Here is a 14366-nt window from a genome sequence, read left to right on the forward strand (position 1 = left end):
TCAGGCGGCCTTCGACTCGGCGTGCGCCTTCGCGTGGGCGAGGGTGGCGCAGCTGTTGGTGGACAGCGCCGTGTGGACGTACTCGCGGGCGTCGGCCACGGTGGCTTCGGGGCCGAGGATGCGCGCGATGTTGTCGGTGTTGAGGGTGACGGTGTGCTGCGAGGAGACGTCGGTGCCGCCGTCGGTCTCGACGAAGGTCCACTCCCCGGTGTGCAGGGTCATCAGCGCCGGCAGGGTGACCTGCTTGTAGGCGATCTTGTGGTGGGGGAAGACGACCCGGTACGACTTGGTGGTGTGCACCGAGCCGTCCTTGGCGCGGGTGTCCATCTCCAGCTCCTGCAGGCCCGGGGTGTCCTCGGCGAGGCGCACCACGGCCACGTGCGGGAGCCGCTCGGCCCACAGGTGGGCCTCGTTGATGAAGTCGAACGCGTCCTTGGCGGAGCCGCTGATGCGGACGGTGTCGGTGAACGAGAAGGTCAGCTCCTCGGTCTCCGCGGCGTGGGCCGCCTCGACGTTGGCCTTGAGGGCGGCCAGCTCGGAGGTGCTGTTCTTGTCGACCGCCCGCTCGATCCACAGCAGGTCGTGCGGGTCGTCGCCGATGGCGCTGAAGTCGTGCAGCAGCCGGACGCGGGCCCCCGACCCGCCGAGCGGTTCGATGATCCAGGTGCCGCCCATGTGCTTGACGGGCTCCGCCGGGACCTCCTGGCGGAAGGTGATGCGCAGGCCCGCGGGGTCCAGGGTGCGCCGCGAGGTCCAGTTCTTCGGGGAGCCGTTGGCGGTCGCCCAGATGCGGATGCGCTCCTCGTCGCCCTCGGCCTCGACCCGGTCGACGTGGATGGTGGGCGGGAAGATGCGCGGCCAGTTGGTCACGTCCGCGAGCAGCTGGTACACGGCGGCGGCCGGGGCGCCGATGGTGATTTCGTGCTCGACCTCACGCGTGGTCATGACGGGTTCTCCTCAGGTGGTTGGTGGTGCGTGGGGCAGGCGGGGGCTTCTCCGGACGCGTCCTAGAAGTTGCCCAGGCCGCCGCAGACGTTGAGCGCCTGGGAGGTGATGGAGGCGGCGGTGTCCGATGCCAGGTAGCCGACCAGGCCGGCGACCTCGTCCGGAGTGGAGTAGCGGCCGAGCGGGATCTTGGCCTGGAACTTCGCGAGGATGGCTTCCTCGGAGGTGTCGTAGGCGGCGGCGTAGCCCTGGCGCACGCGCTGGGCCATCGGGGTCTCCACGTAGCCGGGGCAGACCGCGTTGACGGTGATGCCGGTCGGGGCCAGCTCGTTGCCGAGGGCCTTGGTGAAGCCGACGACGCCGTGCTTGGAGGCCGAGTACGGGGCGCCGAGGACGACGCCCTGCTTGCCGGCGGTGGAGGCGATGTTGATGATCCGGCCCCGGTCCTTGGCCCGCATCCCGCCGATCGTCAGGGCGGCGCGGGTGACGCGGAAGACGCTGTTGAGGTTGGTGTCGATGACGTCGTCCCACAGCTCGTCGGCGATGTCGGCGGTCGGGCCGCCGCCGGAGCGGCCGGCGTTGTTGACGACGACGTCGATGGTGCCGAAGCGGTCGACCGCGCTGCGGACCCAGCTGTCGACGGACTCGGTGTCGCGGACGTCGACCACGCCGCCGTCCACGTCCAGGCCCTCGGCCTGGAGTTCCTTGACGGTCTCGGCGATGTTGTCGGCGTTGCGGGCGCCGATGAAGACCCGGTGGCCGTCGCGGGCGAGCAGGCGCGCCGAGGACAGGCCGATGCCGCTGGTGGCGCCGGTGACCAGGGCGACCCGGGGGGTGGTGTGCTGCGTCATGTCCGGATCTCCTCAAGCGGCCGGGGCGGGGGCGAGCTGGGTGTTGACGACCTCGATGAAGGCCCGGGGGGTGTGCGCGTCGTTGACGGCCTCCTCGTCGAGGGATATGCCGTACTCGCGCTCGATGAGGCTGCCGGCCTCCAGCAGCGCGAGGGACTCGTAGCCGAGCACGTCGAACTCCGTGTCGAGGATGTCTCCGTCCAGGTCGACGCCCTCGGCCACGCCTGCGGCCTCCTGCAGGGTGCGCTTGAGGTCGTCGAGGGTGAACGCCTTGGTGGCCATGGTGGAAGTCCCTTTCGTCCGTGAAGTGGTGTGGGTCGGTACGGGGCGGCGGGTGACCCCGGGCGGGGCCGCCCGCCGTTCGGGGCTCTAGTCGGCGGCGCGCACGACCATGGCGGAGTTGAAGCCGCCGCTGCCGCGGGCCAGGACGAGCGCGGTGCGCACCCGTACCTCGCGCGGCCGGCCGAGGACCAGGTCCAGGGGGTAGTCCGGGCACGGGTCGACGTGCACGGTCGGCGGGACGACCCCGTCGCGGATCGAGAGGAAGGCGGCGGCCAGGTCCAGCGGCGAGGCGCCCGAGTACAGGCGGCCCGTCATGGTCTTGGGCACGGTCACCGGGACGGCACGGGGGCCGAAGACGGCGCTGATGGCGTCGGCCTCGACGCGGTCGAGGGCCGGGTCGCCGGCGCCGTCGGCGAAGACGACGTCCACCTCGCCGGGTGCGGTCCCGGCGTCGGCGAGCGCGACCTCGATCGCCTTGCGCAGGCCCGGTTCGCGGCCGCTGCCCGGCCGGGGGTCCATCGTCGCCCCGTAGCCGGCGATCTCGCCGTAGATGTGGGCGCCGCGCGAGCGGGCCGTCTCGGCGTCCTCGGCGATGAGGATGGCGCCGCCCTCGCCGGGCACGTAGCCGGCCGCGTCGCGGTCGAACGGCAGGTAGGCGCGGGTGGGTTCGCCGCTGGTGCTGAGCCTGCCGGTGGACAGCTGGGCCACCCAGCCCCAGGTGCAGACGGAGGCGTCCACCCCGCCGGTGACGATCAGCGGGGTGCCCTTGCGGATCTGGCGGCGGGCCTGGGCGACGGCGTCGAGGCCGCCGGCGCCCTCGCTGACGACGACGCCGGAGGGGCCCTTCATGCCGTTGCGGATCGAGATCTGGCCGCTGTTGACGGCGTAGAACCAGGCGAAGGACTGGTACGCGGAGACGTACTGGCTGCCCCGGGCCCACAGGTTCTGCAGCTCGCCCTGCCCGAACTCGAAGCCGCCGGCCGCGGACGCCGTGATGACGCCCATGTCGAACTCGGGCTGTTCGCCGGGGTCGACGCCCGCGTCCTGCAGCGCCCAGTCCGTGGCGACCAGCGCGAGCCGGGTGACCCGGTCGGTCTGCGGCAGCAGGCGGCTGGGCAGGTGGTCCTCGGCCACGAAGCCGGGGACCTCCCCGGCCAGCACGGACGGGTAGCCGGCCGGGTCGAAGCGGGTGATGCGGCCGATGCCGTTCTTCCCGCCCAGGGTCGCGTCCCAGTAGTCCTCGGCGCCGAGGCCGTTGGGCGAGACGACGCCCAGACCGGTCACCACCACCGACGTGGTCATACGAGCATCCTTTCGGGGCTGGCCAGCACCATGGCGCTCTGGAAGCCGCCGAATCCGCTGCCGACCGTGAGGACCGCGTCGACGGACTGGTCACGCGCGGTCAGGGGGACGTAGTCGAGGTCGCACTCGGGGTCGGGCGTGGTGAGGTTGGCCGTCGGGGGCACGACGTCGTACTCCATGGCCAGGGCCGAGGCGGCGATCTCGATGGAGCCGATGGCGCCGAGCGAGTGACCGACCATCGACTTGATGGAGCTGACTGGGGTGCGGTAGGCGTGATCGCCGAGGCTGCGCTTGAACGCGGCCGTCTCGTGCCGGTCGTTCTGCTTGGTGCCCGACCCGTGCGCGTTGATGTAGTCGATGGTCTCCGGGTTCATCCGGGCCTCGGCGAGCGCCAGGTTGATCGCCTCGGACATCTCGACGCCGTCGGGGCGCAGGCCCGTCATGTGGTACGCGTTGGAGCGCGTGGCGTAGCCGGCGATCTCCGCGTAGATGTGGGCGCCGCGCTTCCTGGCGCTCTCCAGCTCCTCCAGCACGAAGAAGGCGGTGCCCTCGCCCAGGACGAACCCGTTGCGGGTGCCGTCGAAGGGCCGGGAGGCGCGTCCGGGCTCGTCGAACCGCGGGGTGGTCGCCTTGATCGCGTCGAAGCAGGCCATCGTGATCGGGGAGATCGGCGCGTCGGACGAACCGGCGATCACGACGTCCGCGGTGCCCTCGCGCACCAGCTCGACGGCGTAGCCCACCGAGTCGATGCCGGAGGTGCAGCCGGTGGAGACCACGGTGGAGGGGCCCTCCGCGCCGACGGCCCAGGCGACCTCGGAGGCGAAGGAACTCGGCACCATGTAGTCGTACAGATGCGGCACCGCGTACGCGTGGTCCACGAGGTCGAGCCGGCCGCCGTCGGAGACGACCCGGTACTCCTCGTCCAGGCCCATGGTGGCGCCGACGGCGCTGCCGACGGTGACGCCGACGCGGTGGGGGTCGTAGCCCCCGAGGTCGATGCCGCTGTCGGCGACCGCGCCGCGCGAGGCGACGACGGCGAACTGGGCGGCCCGGTCGAGGCGGCGCACCTCCTGCGGCGTCAGGCCGTGCGCGTACGGGTCGAAGTCGATCTCGGCGGCGACCCGGGAGCGGAACTGCGCCGGGTCGAAGAAGGTGATCCCGCGGGTGGCCGTGCGGCCCTCGCTGAGCAGGGCCCAGAAGTTCTCCCGGCCCACGCCGCCGGGCGCGATCACCTCGATGCCGGTGATGGCTACGCGTCGGCGGTTCACGCCTGCGCCTCCCACGTGTAGAAGCGCTGCGCCATGGCGTCGGCCGGCGAGCGCCAGGTCTTCGGGTCGTACGCCTCGATGAACGGCTTGAGGTCCTCGCTGATCCGCATGAAGCGCGGGTCCGTCTTGGCCTGCTCGATCAGCTCTCCCCCGTTGTCCTCGTCGAAGTCCTGGAGGTGGAAATAAAGACCCCGGTACGAGAACAGCTGGCGGCGCCGCGTCCCCATGCGGTGAGGCATGTCCGTCGCGTCGAATTCGGAGAACATCTTGGCCACATCGGTGGCTGATGCAGCTGCCATCCGGGCGACAATCAGCGTGCTGTGCATAAGGTTTAACTCCTCGGCGGTTGCGTGGGAGGGATCGCGGAAAGGCCGGGTCCTCGGGAGATTCGTGGCCGGGAATGGACTCGTCACCCGACTTGACAGTCCCGCACGGAAGTAGGGGCGCGCCCGGGGGATTCTCGAATTCCACCGGAGCCGGTCGCGCGGGTGCGCGCGGCCCCGGGCGGACGTGCGCAACGCCCGGCTCCCGAAGGGGGGAGCCGGGCGTTGCGGGGGCGTGGGGGCCGGTCGCGCCGTCACCGGCGCGCCGGGTCACTCGCCGGCGGCGCGGGTGTGGACCACCTGGTAGGTGTTGGTGGACGGGGCGCCCTCGACCACGGCGCGGATGCGGGCCACGGCGGCCTTGCGGGCCTCGGGCTGCTCCTCCGCGGGCTGGTCGCGGTAGGCCTCGAAGGCCTCCTTGCTGTCCCACTGCGAGTAGGAGACGACGAAGGTGCCGTCCAGGCCGCGGGCGCGCAGTCCCTTGAGCACGACGTGCGAACGGAAGCCCGGCAGGTCCTTGAAGTACTCCTGGGCGGCACCGAGGGCGTCGATAGCCTCGTCCTGCGCGTCGGCGCGGACGGTGAAGACGGAGATGCAGGTGTAGTCGTCGCGGTGCGGGCCGATCTCGACCTTGCCGCCGAGCGCGTCCGAGGTCAGGACGTAGGCGACCTCGTTCTGCAGGAGCCGGATCGAGGTGGTGATCTCGGAGAAGACCGGCATGGTGCGGTGCTTGAACTCCTCGCCCGAGTACCGCTTCTCGAGGTCCTCGCCGCTGCGCCACTGGATGAAGTTCGCGGTGCCCGGCAGGTCGACGCCCGCGTGGACCGTGGAGGACATCCAGCCCTCGTACGCGGCCGCGTCGACGATCTTCGTCATCTCCTCGATCAGTCGGTCCTGGTTCTCGGGCTTGTCGGTCGTGAAGAGGTTGAGGACGGTCAGGTGATTGTCCTCGAGAGAGATGAAAGGCATTCTTCTTCGCTTTCTTCGGAGAGGGGACGAAACAGGGCGGAACGCGCCTACTGTGCGGGACCGAACCAGTGGGAAAGGGCGTCGCCGAGGCCGTCGGGTCCGGCGCCGAGGGGCGCCACCCAGGCCACGTAGCCGTCGGGACGGACGAGGATGGCGTCCACCGGCGCGGCGCAGTCGGGGAAGTCGATGCCGAGCACGTCGACGCGGTCCGCCCAGCCGGCCGCCGCGTCGCGCAGGGCGGGGCCGCCGCCGAGGTTCAGGAGCACGGCCCGTCCGGCGGCCAGCAGCGCGAAGGCGGAGGTCTTCTCACCGTCCGCGACCAGTTCGCGGTCGGGCAGCCGGCGGCCGAGCAGCGGGTGGTCGCCCGGGACCGTCTCGTGGCGGATGTCGAGGCCGGTGACCATGCCGGCCAGGTGGCGGCGGACCGACTCGTGCTGTTCGACCAGCTCGGTGAACACCTCGCGCATCGGGGCGATGTCGTCGCCGCCGAGGTAGAGGATGCGCTGGGCGAGGGTGTTGGTCAGGATGCGCGCGCCGACCGGGTGCCGCTCGGCGTGGTACGTGTCGAGCAGGCCCTCGGGTGCCTGGCCCTTGACGTCCAGGGCCAGCTTCCAGCCGAGGTTCACCGCGTCCTGGATGCCCGCGCTCATGCCCTGCGCCCCGATGGGCAGGTGGATGTGCGCGGCGTCGCCGGCGAGGAAGACCCGGCCGCGCCGGTATTCAGCGGCCTGGCGGGAGTTGTCGGTGGTGGAGCTGACCCACAGCGGGGTGGCGCCGGAGATGTCCTCGCCGGTCAGGCGCTGCCAGGTCTCGACGACCTCGTCGAAGGTGAGGGGGCCCTCGGCGGTGCGCAGCGGCTGGGTGCTGTCGAAGTAGATGACGCGGGCGCGGTCCGGGCCCATCGGGATGACCATGACCATGCCGCCGGGGACGCGCTCGCCGCTGAAGCGGGGGCGGAGCTGGACGCCGGCGACGTCGGCGAACCGGAGTTCGATGGCGGGCTCGGTGCCGGGGAACTCGATACCGGTGAGCTTGCGCACGATGCTGCGGGCGCCGTCGGCGCCGACCACGTGCCGGGTGCGCAGGCTCAGGGTGCCGTCGCCGGTGGCGGCGGTCACGGTGACCCCGTCGGCGTCCTGGTCCAGGCCGATGACCTCGACGCCGCGGCGGACCTCGGCGCCGAGTTCGCGGGCCCAGCCGCCGAGGACGCCTTCGGTGCGCGCCTGCGGGATGCCCCGGGCGCCGTAGGAACCGCCCTCCAGGACCCGGTAGTCGAGCGGGACACCGCCGAAGTGGCCGACGGGTATGACGCCGACCTCACCGAAGCGGGAAATCAGGCCACGCTGCGCGAATTCTTCGATCGTGCGTGCCGAGAAACCGAGGGCACGGGATTCCTTAATGGGTTCCGCGAGCTTGTCGAGCACGATGACGGAGACTCCATTGAGCCTCAATTCGCCCGCGAGCATGAGTCCGGTGGGGCCGGCCCCCACGACAACGACGTCCGTATCAAAGGTGCTCATCTGCCCTCTTCCCACTGGTGTACGCCCAGTATCACGAGGGTTCGGGCGGAGCGTAAATAGCGATCTGTACATGCCTTTGAAAAGGAACGTCAGAGAAATGCCGCCCACGTCAGATCTTCGTCAGAACTCCCCGGTTCCGTGCCGGGCGGGGTTGCCCGCGCGGGTGCGTACGGGCACATGCTCGGGCATGACCTCCACTCGTATGCCCGCCGGCCCCGGCGCCCCCGCCGCGGAGACACCGGCGGAGTCCCGGGCCCTCGTGGCGGCCCTGCTGGACCACTATCTGCTCTCGCTCGACGACGAGAAGCTCGACGACGCCTGGGCCGCGCGGCTGTTCACGCCGGACGGCGTCGTCGCCTTCCCGCCGATGAGCCGGCACGAGGGCGCCGAGGGCATGGCGGAGTTCCACCACGCCTCCCTGTCCGCCTTCGCCGCCACCCAGCACCTGGGCTCGCCGGCCCTGGTCGTCCTCGACGGTGACCGGGCGACGCTGCGGGCCAACGTGCTGTGCACGCACGTGCACCACCCGCACCACGCGCGCCCGCAGGGCGACCTGCCGCCGCTGTTCGCCACCGGCACGTTCGTCGACGGCGAGGCGCGGCGCACCGCGGAGGGCTGGCGGCTGACGCGGCTGTCCTTCCGGCTGCTCTGGGCGGACGGAGCGCCGCCCCCGAAGAACGCGTGACCCGCCCCTGCCGTTGCGGTGTGCCCTCCTCAGGCGTTGAGGCTGAGCACCCGGTCCACCTCGATCTCGATGACCACCCGGCCGGGCGGGTTCGGCGGACCCGACCAGTACCGTTCGGCGTACCGCCGGGCTCCCTCGGCGACCCGGGCCGGCTCGGTGACCACGGTGCCGGTGCCCTCCAGCGTCACCCAGGTGAAGCCCTGCACCTGGCACAGGGCGACCCGGCCGCCCGGGGCGGCGAGCAGGTTCCTGGCCTTGCGCGAGGAGACCACCGTCATCACCCGGGCGAGGCCGCTCTCCGCGTCCCAGGTGAACCGCACGGGTGCGGTGTGGAGCGACCCGTCGGGCCGGACGGTGGTGAGCGCGGCGACGTACCGGTGGTCGTTGAGAAACGCGTCGACCGAGGCGGACACCTCGGGCCGGTGCATGCGCTTCGACGTCGGCATGGTGTGCCTCCCTCCCCGGTCAGTCGATGCCGCGGACGATGGTGAAGAACTCGGGGTCGTCGTCGGAGTCGGCACCGGCCAGGCGCAGCGGCGGTGCCGTGCCCACGGGCACCATCCCGAACACGGCCATATCGATCTCGCGGAACTCCTCGTCTGACATGGGCAACTCCTTCAGCGTGTGGTGTCGCCCAACGGTGTCAAGAACGGCTTGCGATCGGCTCGACGTCCGCTCGCCCGTCGATCGAGTACGGCGGATGCGGCCGGTCCGCCCGGCGGCGGGGCGGGGTCGCGATCCGCGGCAGCGGATCGCCGGTGAGCGTGGCCAGCACCTCGGCGACCGTGGTCCGCTCGTCGGTGCGGGGCAGCTCCTTGAGCAGCCGTACGCAGTGCCCGATCAGGCGGCCCGCGTCGCCGGCGGAGATCCGGGCCCGGTCGTGGAGCGCGCTCAGGGTCAGCGCGCCGTTCGGCTCGCGGTGCGCGAACAGGGCGACCGGGAAGGAGGTGTGCGCGCCGCTCGCCCGGGGCTGGTCCACGCGTACGCCGCCGACGGCCAGTTCGCCGCGCACCCCGGCCGGCCGCCGGGGCCGGCTCTCCACCGCCACCACGCTCTCCAGCAGCCGGCCGCCGCCGGTGGCGGCGCGGCCGGTCCACTCGTGGATCTGCCCGGCCGAGACCCACTCGTACGCCGCCATGTCGAGGGCGCGGTCGCGCAGTCCGGTCAGCAGCTGGAGCAGCCGGTGGGCGGGGTCCACCTGCACGGACATCGGCAGGCAGGAGCGCAGCGGCCCGGGCAGCCGCTCGACGGCGTCCAGGGTGATGCCGCGCCCCGAGACGGTCACGCCGAAGCCGACCTGCGCGGGCCCGGTCGCGCGCGCCGCACGGTGCAGCAGCAGCGCCCACACCGCCTGCAGGGCGCTGGAGTCGGGCAGGGACCGGGCGGCGGCCCAGCGGTGCAGCCGGTCGGCCTCGGCCGCGGTCAGCCGCCCTTCGGCCCGCCCGGAGCCGCTCTCCCCGGTGTCGGGGCCGGGCACGGCGGGCAGGACGGCCGGGGCGCCGGGGGGCACGGCGCGGGTCCAGAACTCCCGGGCGGGCCCGTGGTCCTGGTGGCCGAGCCAGCGGAACCAGTCACGCAGGTCGGGGCGCCGTTCACCGCCGGGCAGCGCCCCGCCCTCCAGGTAGGCGCGGTAGAACTCGTCGATGAGGAGGAACGCGCTCCAGGCGTCGAGCAGCCCGTGGTGGAAGGTGAGCAGCACACGGGTGACGGCCCCGGCGGCGTCCGGCGCCGTGCTCCCGCCGCCGTCCGGCGGCGCTGCGGAGGCCGCGGGGGTTGCGGAGGCCGCGGGGGTTGCGGGCTCGTCCAGCAGGGTGACGCGCAGTGGGCCGGCGTCGCGCAGGTCGAAGCCGCGCAGCCGGTCGCGTTCCACGAGCTCGTCCCAGCCGACGCTGCCGGCGGGGTGCCGGACGACCTCGGCCTCGGCCCGTTCGTGCAGCACCAGGTGCGGTTCGGGGTCTCCGGCGAAGGCGGCCCGCAGCACCGTCTCGCGGTCGGTGACCGACTGCCAGGCCGCCGTGAACCGGCCGATGTCCAGGGGGCCGCGCCAGTGCCAGGAGATCTGCTCGACGTACCGCCCGGTGCCCTGCTGTCCGAGGGCGTCCAGGAACAGGTCGCGCTGCTGCCGGGTCACCGGCAGGGACGGCGGCTCCGCGGCGCGGCCGCCCTGTCCCTGTTCCGCGCGCGGGCGACTCGGCATCGCCACGTCCGCCTCCTCCGGCACTCGTCCCCTGCGGCCCGGCCGCACAGGGCGCGGACCTCCCGGGCCACCGTGGCGCAACCCGCTGCCGGGGCGCTGACGGCGCGCTGACGCCGCCGGGGAAGCACCGCAGGGCCGGTGGAGTCGTACCGGATCACTCCGTTTCCATGCTCATCGCCGACAGGAAGCCCCGGTCGAGCATGGTGCCCACGGACGTGTCGTCCGCGGTGCACAGTCCCGCGTCGTGGCAGGCGGTGCTCACCAGATAGCGGCCCATGACCTCGTGCGTGGCGAAGCCCCACTCGCCGCGGGTGGCGGCGCTGCCGTCGGGGGCGTGCAGCCGCAGCCCCCGGCCGAAGCCGAACTCCTTGAAGCCCAGCCGCAGTCCCTGTCCCAGCGCCTTGGTGTACGCCTCCTTCAGGGTCCACAGCCGCAGCGCGTGCGGGACGCGCTGCTCCGGCGGCAGCTCCGCGATCTCCGCCGACTCGACGGGGGTGAGGATCTGCGCCTCCAGCAGGTCCAGCCGGACCGCGCGCCCGGCCGGCTCCACGTCCACCCCGATCCGGCCGGTGCGGCTCAGCCCCACGGCCATCAGCTCGCCGGTGTGCGACAGGCTCAGCTCGATCTGGTCGAAGCCGCGCAGGTACGGGCGGCCGCCGAGCCGGTAGGCCAGGTCGAGGTGTTCCGGCTCGATGCCCAGGGCCGCCCCGGCCGTGCACTTGATCAGCAGCCGGGCGGCCGCGAAGCGGTAGCGGACGGTGGGGTCGGGGGTACGGCGGTAGCGGTCCCAGTCCGCGCCGAGCAGTTCGGGCAGCCGGGGACTGGTCAGGACGCTCGGCAGCCATTCGCTCCACGTCGTGTAGACCACCGCGTTGCCGTGCGCGGCCAGGTTCTCCCGTACTCCGTGCCAGGGTCCGTCCGGCCGTGGCACATGGACCGGTTCGGCACACGTCACCTTGTTCATCGTCGCCTCCCTGCGATGGCGCGCCCGTCCCGGGTCCGCGCTGTCCGGCGTTCCGTCAGCCCGCGAGCCGCGTGCCGTACACGTCGAGGCTCCGCCCCTGCCGGCAGCGGTCGAGCGCCTCGTCCAGCACCGCCTCGACGACCCCGGCGGGCGGGTCCGCGACCGGCACGCCCAGGCGGCGGCCGATGCGGCTGAGGGCGAGCACCGCCCAGGCCGGCTCCCCGAGGAACGGGTCGCCGGCCCCCTCCTGCGCCTCCCAGACCCCCAGTACGGCGGCGGCCGAGAGCACCAGCGCGTACCGGTCGGCCAGCGCGCAGGCCTGGGGGCCGAAGTCCCTGCCGAGCGCGGCGCACCGGGTGCGCAGGACCCGGAGTTCGGCCACGAAGGCTTGGGCCAGGTCGGCCAGGGCCGCCACCGCGGGTTCCCCGCCGCAGCGGTCCGCCAGCCGTCCGGCCACCCCGGCCAGGGTGGCGGTGAGCAGGTCGTCGGTGCCGGAGTGGGCCAGCCGCCGGTGGTCGAAGGCGGGCAGCGGCGCGCCCGGCCGGAACAGGTCGGCCGGCGGTTCCGGGGTGCGGAACCAGGCCGTACGGGCCAGGGCCGGCAGCTGGGGCACGATCACCGCCTGGCAGACGGCGGTGCCCGCGTGCCCGAGCCCGGCGACCGGCAGGTCGCGGACGAGCTTCTGGAAGCCGCCGTACACCGGCCCGCGGTCGTAGCCGCGGCCGCCGAACACCGTGGCCAGCTCCTCCAGGTCCTCGCGCAGCAGGTCCGGCATCGTGTACTTGACCGCCGCGCCCAGCAGGTACGACTCCTCGGGCAGCAGGCTCATCGCCCGCAGTCCGGTGACCGCCATGGCGTCGCAGGCCAGCAGGTCGGCGAAGACCCCGGCGAGCGCCTTCTGGCGGCGGCGGGACGGCCGCCCGTCCGGCCGGTTCTCGGTGGCCGCGCGCACCGCCGAGCGCAGCACGGCGTCGACGCCCGCGAGCACGGTGGCCGGGATCAGGCAGTGGCTGATCTGGAAGCTGCGCAGGGCCAGGGACACCCCGTCGCCGACGGCGCCGACCAGGGCGCCGTCGGGCAGGGCGACACCGTCGAGTTCGAGGCCGGAGAAGTGCGCCCCGCGCATGCCGGGCGTCTCCACCCGGCCGAGCCGGCGCACCTCACCGGCGGCCGGCGCACCGGGGCCGAGCATGAGGACGGAGTGGCTGCGGGGGCCCGCCTCCCGCGAGGTGCGCGCGTACATCACGAACGCGTCGGCGCGGTGGGCGTTGATGACGACGTCCTTGCGCCCGCCGACCAGCCATCCGCCGGGGCGCCGCTCGGCGTCCATCTCGTTGCGGAGGATGGCGTTGGCGTGCGCGACCTCGCGGTGCACGATCGTGACCCGTCCGCCGCCGAGCAGCACACCGGCCAGGGCGCGCCGCTGCTCCTCGTCCCCCGCGGTCCACACCGAGGAGGCGGCGAACAGGGACGTGATGCCGAAGCCGTAGCCGAGGGCCAGGTCGCGGCGGAACAACGGGCGCAGGACGCGGGCGAGTTCCTCCAGGGAGGTGAGCCGGCCGCCGAGGTCGTGGGGGACGAACTCGGCGGCCACGCCGGCCTCCGCGAGCAGCGCCTCGGTGGCCTCGGGCACCTGGCGGGCCTCGTCGGCGCGCAGCAGCGCGAGGTGCCCGTGCGGGTTCCCGGGGTCGAACGGGTCGCCGAGCGCGGCCTCCAGGCGGGCGGCCCGCAGCGGCTCGGTGGTCCACGGGGGCGGCGCGTCCGGGGCTCCGGCGGGACCGGCGGCATCGGGAAGGCTGTCCCGTGCGGGGGCGTGGAGGTCCCGCACGGGGGTTCGGGTGGTCCGGGGCGCGTTCACAGGACGCGGACCGAACCGAGGGCGTACCGCGTGGCGTACCGCAGCACGGACAGTCCCGCCTGGCCGAGCGCGTCGCGTGCGTAGTGGCCTGCGGCGACGGCGTCGGTGCCCTCGCCGAGCACCCGCTCGATGTTGTCCTCGTCGAGCAGCACGTGGTGGCGGGCGATCAGGTTCACGCCCGTCTCGTCGGGCTCGATGGACCACTCGCCCGCGTGCGCGGCGAACAGCGGCGAGGTCCGGATCTGCTTGTAGACGATCCGCTGGGCGCCGGGGAAGCAGATGCGGACGGACTCGGTGCTGTGCGCGCCGCCGTCGATGGACAGGCTGCCCATGGACATCACCTGCACGCCGGGTTCGTCCTCGACCAGGTCCATGCGGACGACGTGGGGCAGTTCGGCGGGCCAGTCCTCGGCCCGGTACAGGAAGTCGAAGATCAGCTCGGCGGGCGCGTTGACGTGGAGGGTGTCCTCGAAGGACCACACCAGGTCGTCCAGCCGGGTCCAGCGCTCGGCCACCCGGGCGAGCCCGAGCTGGACGCTGCTGTTGGCCGCCGTGACCTCCTCGGCCCAGGCCGCGTCGGCGGGGTCGTCGCCGGCGGCGGTGAAGGAGTGCTCCAGCGTCACCCGGCAGCGGTCGCCGAGCGGTTCCACCGTCCAGACCCCGCTCGCCGAGCGGGTCGGGGCGGTGGGCTGGTCCATGGTGAACTCCACGCGCAGCCGCTGGACGTCCAGGCGGCGGTGGGAGATCCAGGACGTGACGACGTCCCCCGTCGTGGCCCACATGTGCAGCCGCTCCCGCGTCCCCTGGAAGTCGAGCTGCTCGACGTGGACGCAGGGCGGAAAGAACAGCGGCCATCTCGTGGCGTCCGCGATCAGCCCGTACAGCACACCGGCCGGGGCGGCCGCGATCACTTGGTGGACCGTGCGGTGCACTCGCGCATCCGACATCTTCCACACCCTTCCCTTCGGCACTCCGGCCGGCTCGGGCCGCCGCGTGCGGGTCGACGGCGGATGCTGCCGGAATCCGCCTCGACCGGCGGCCGTGTCAACGACCCTGTCCGGAACGGCTCGTGGCCGGCCTGGGAGCGGCTGGAGGCCCGGCGGAGCCGGACCGGAGCGTCCCTGCCCCGCGCCCGGGGCCGGGCGGGAGCCGCACTCCCCCGGGCAGGCACGATCCGCGCGGGACGGCCCCCGGGCGCGGGC

The 14366-nt window shown here is 73.2% G+C and carries 15 protein-coding genes; 1 reads left to right on the forward strand and 14 read right to left on the reverse strand.

What is annotated here, in order from left to right:
* From MHW47_RS11760 to MHW47_RS11795, 8 genes are all read right to left on the reverse strand, one after another.
* The gene (locus MHW47_RS11760) at positions 1–945 is read right to left on the reverse strand and encodes an aromatase/cyclase (RefSeq protein ID WP_239222672.1); all 945 of its coding nucleotides are present in this window, start codon (positions 943–945) and stop codon (positions 1–3) included.
* Between the two features lie 62 nt (positions 946–1007).
* Positions 1008–1796 (reverse strand): 3-oxoacyl-ACP reductase FabG, encoded by a 789-nt coding sequence (gene fabG / locus MHW47_RS11765; RefSeq protein WP_239222673.1) that lies wholly within the window; start codon positions 1794–1796, stop codon positions 1008–1010.
* 12 nt (positions 1797–1808) lie between these two features.
* On the reverse strand, positions 1809–2078 hold the full coding sequence (locus tag MHW47_RS11770) for an acyl carrier protein (RefSeq protein WP_239222674.1): 270 nt from the start codon (positions 2076–2078) through the stop codon (positions 1809–1811).
* Positions 2079–2165: 87 nt separating this feature from the next.
* On the reverse strand, positions 2166–3380 hold the full coding sequence (locus tag MHW47_RS11775; RefSeq protein ID WP_239222675.1) for a ketosynthase chain-length factor: 1215 nt from the start codon (positions 3378–3380) through the stop codon (positions 2166–2168).
* Entirely contained in the window at positions 3377–4648 is a 1272-nt protein-coding gene (locus MHW47_RS11780; protein WP_239222677.1) for a beta-ketoacyl synthase, read from the reverse strand. The genes MHW47_RS11775 and MHW47_RS11780 overlap by 4 nt, the downstream gene beginning before the upstream one ends.
* Positions 4645–4974, reverse strand: coding sequence for a TcmI family type II polyketide cyclase (locus tag MHW47_RS11785; RefSeq protein WP_239222695.1), 330 nt, complete (start codon positions 4972–4974; stop codon positions 4645–4647). The genes MHW47_RS11780 and MHW47_RS11785 overlap by 4 nt, the downstream gene beginning before the upstream one ends.
* Positions 4975–5241: 267 nt before the next feature.
* Positions 5242–5940, reverse strand: a complete 699-nt coding sequence (locus MHW47_RS11790) for an antibiotic biosynthesis monooxygenase (RefSeq protein WP_239222696.1) — start codon at positions 5938–5940, stop codon at positions 5242–5244.
* 47 nt (positions 5941–5987) lie between these two features.
* Positions 5988–7460 carry an FAD-dependent monooxygenase gene (locus MHW47_RS11795; protein WP_239222698.1) on the reverse strand — a complete coding sequence of 491 codons (1473 nt, stop codon included), beginning with the start codon at positions 7458–7460 and terminating at the stop codon, positions 5988–5990.
* Between the two features lie 187 nt (positions 7461–7647).
* On the opposite strand from MHW47_RS11795, the gene MHW47_RS11800 reads away from it, so the two are divergent.
* Entirely contained in the window at positions 7648–8145 is a 498-nt protein-coding gene (locus MHW47_RS11800; RefSeq protein ID WP_239222699.1) for a nuclear transport factor 2 family protein, read from the forward strand.
* A gap of 29 nt (positions 8146–8174) precedes the next feature.
* Here MHW47_RS11800 and MHW47_RS11805 read toward each other — a convergent pair whose 3' ends face one another.
* From MHW47_RS11805 to MHW47_RS11830, 6 genes are all read right to left on the reverse strand, one after another.
* The gene (locus MHW47_RS11805; protein ID WP_239222701.1) at positions 8175–8591 is read right to left on the reverse strand and encodes a pyridoxamine 5'-phosphate oxidase family protein; all 417 of its coding nucleotides are present in this window, start codon (positions 8589–8591) and stop codon (positions 8175–8177) included.
* A gap of 19 nt (positions 8592–8610) precedes the next feature.
* Complete coding sequence (locus MHW47_RS11810) at positions 8611–8751, reverse strand: hypothetical protein (RefSeq protein WP_239222703.1); 141 nt, start codon at positions 8749–8751, stop codon at positions 8611–8613.
* 37 nt (positions 8752–8788) lie between these two features.
* Complete coding sequence (locus MHW47_RS11815; protein ID WP_239222714.1) at positions 8789–10342, reverse strand: condensation domain-containing protein; 1554 nt, start codon at positions 10340–10342, stop codon at positions 8789–8791.
* 154 nt (positions 10343–10496) lie between these two features.
* Complete coding sequence (locus MHW47_RS11820) at positions 10497–11306, reverse strand: 4'-phosphopantetheinyl transferase superfamily protein (RefSeq protein ID WP_239222705.1); 810 nt, start codon at positions 11304–11306, stop codon at positions 10497–10499.
* Positions 11307–11361: 55 nt separating this feature from the next.
* Positions 11362–13134: an acyl-CoA dehydrogenase gene (locus MHW47_RS11825; RefSeq protein ID WP_239222707.1), complete on the reverse strand. Its 1773-nt coding sequence runs from the start codon at positions 13132–13134 to the stop codon at positions 11362–11364.
* Between the two features lie 26 nt (positions 13135–13160).
* Complete coding sequence (locus tag MHW47_RS11830) at positions 13161–14111, reverse strand: aromatase/cyclase (RefSeq protein WP_239222709.1); 951 nt, start codon at positions 14109–14111, stop codon at positions 13161–13163.
* Positions 14112–14366: the final 255 nt, after the last annotated feature.

This window comes from Streptomyces sp. OfavH-34-F (assembly GCF_022347745.1).
Taxonomy (GTDB): Bacteria; Actinomycetota; Actinomycetes; order Streptomycetales; family Streptomycetaceae; genus Streptomyces.

What these genes read in the sequence shown, in the direction of transcription:
- MHW47_RS11760 (WP_239222672.1), bottom strand. Translation starts at nt 945, where the DNA reads ATGACCACGCGTGAGGTCGAGCACGAAATCACCATCGGCGCCCCGGCC.
- fabG (WP_239222673.1), bottom strand. Translation starts at nt 1,796, where the DNA reads ATGACGCAGCACACCACCCCCCGGGTCGCCCTGGTCACCGGCGCCACC.
- MHW47_RS11770 (WP_239222674.1), bottom strand. Translation starts at nt 2,078, where the DNA reads ATGGCCACCAAGGCGTTCACCCTCGACGACCTCAAGCGCACCCTGCAG.
- MHW47_RS11775 (WP_239222675.1), bottom strand. Translation starts at nt 3,380, where the DNA reads ATGACCACGTCGGTGGTGGTGACCGGTCTGGGCGTCGTCTCGCCCAAC.
- MHW47_RS11785 (WP_239222695.1), bottom strand. Translation starts at nt 4,974, where the DNA reads ATGCACAGCACGCTGATTGTCGCCCGGATGGCAGCTGCATCAGCCACC.
- MHW47_RS11790 (WP_239222696.1), bottom strand. Translation starts at nt 5,940, where the DNA reads ATGCCTTTCATCTCTCTCGAGGACAATCACCTGACCGTCCTCAACCTC.
- MHW47_RS11795 (WP_239222698.1), bottom strand. Translation starts at nt 7,460, where the DNA reads ATGAGCACCTTTGATACGGACGTCGTTGTCGTGGGGGCCGGCCCCACC.
- MHW47_RS11800 (WP_239222699.1), top strand. Translation starts at nt 7,648, where the DNA reads ATGACCTCCACTCGTATGCCCGCCGGCCCCGGCGCCCCCGCCGCGGAG.
- MHW47_RS11805 (WP_239222701.1), bottom strand. Translation starts at nt 8,591, where the DNA reads ATGCCGACGTCGAAGCGCATGCACCGGCCCGAGGTGTCCGCCTCGGTC.
- MHW47_RS11810 (WP_239222703.1), bottom strand. Translation starts at nt 8,751, where the DNA reads ATGTCAGACGAGGAGTTCCGCGAGATCGATATGGCCGTGTTCGGGATG.
- MHW47_RS11815 (WP_239222714.1), bottom strand. Translation starts at nt 10,342, where the DNA reads ATGCCGAGTCGCCCGCGCGCGGAACAGGGACAGGGCGGCCGCGCCGCG.
- MHW47_RS11820 (WP_239222705.1), bottom strand. Translation starts at nt 11,306, where the DNA reads ATGAACAAGGTGACGTGTGCCGAACCGGTCCATGTGCCACGGCCGGAC.
- MHW47_RS11830 (WP_239222709.1), bottom strand. Translation starts at nt 14,111, where the DNA reads ATGTCGGATGCGCGAGTGCACCGCACGGTCCACCAAGTGATCGCGGCC.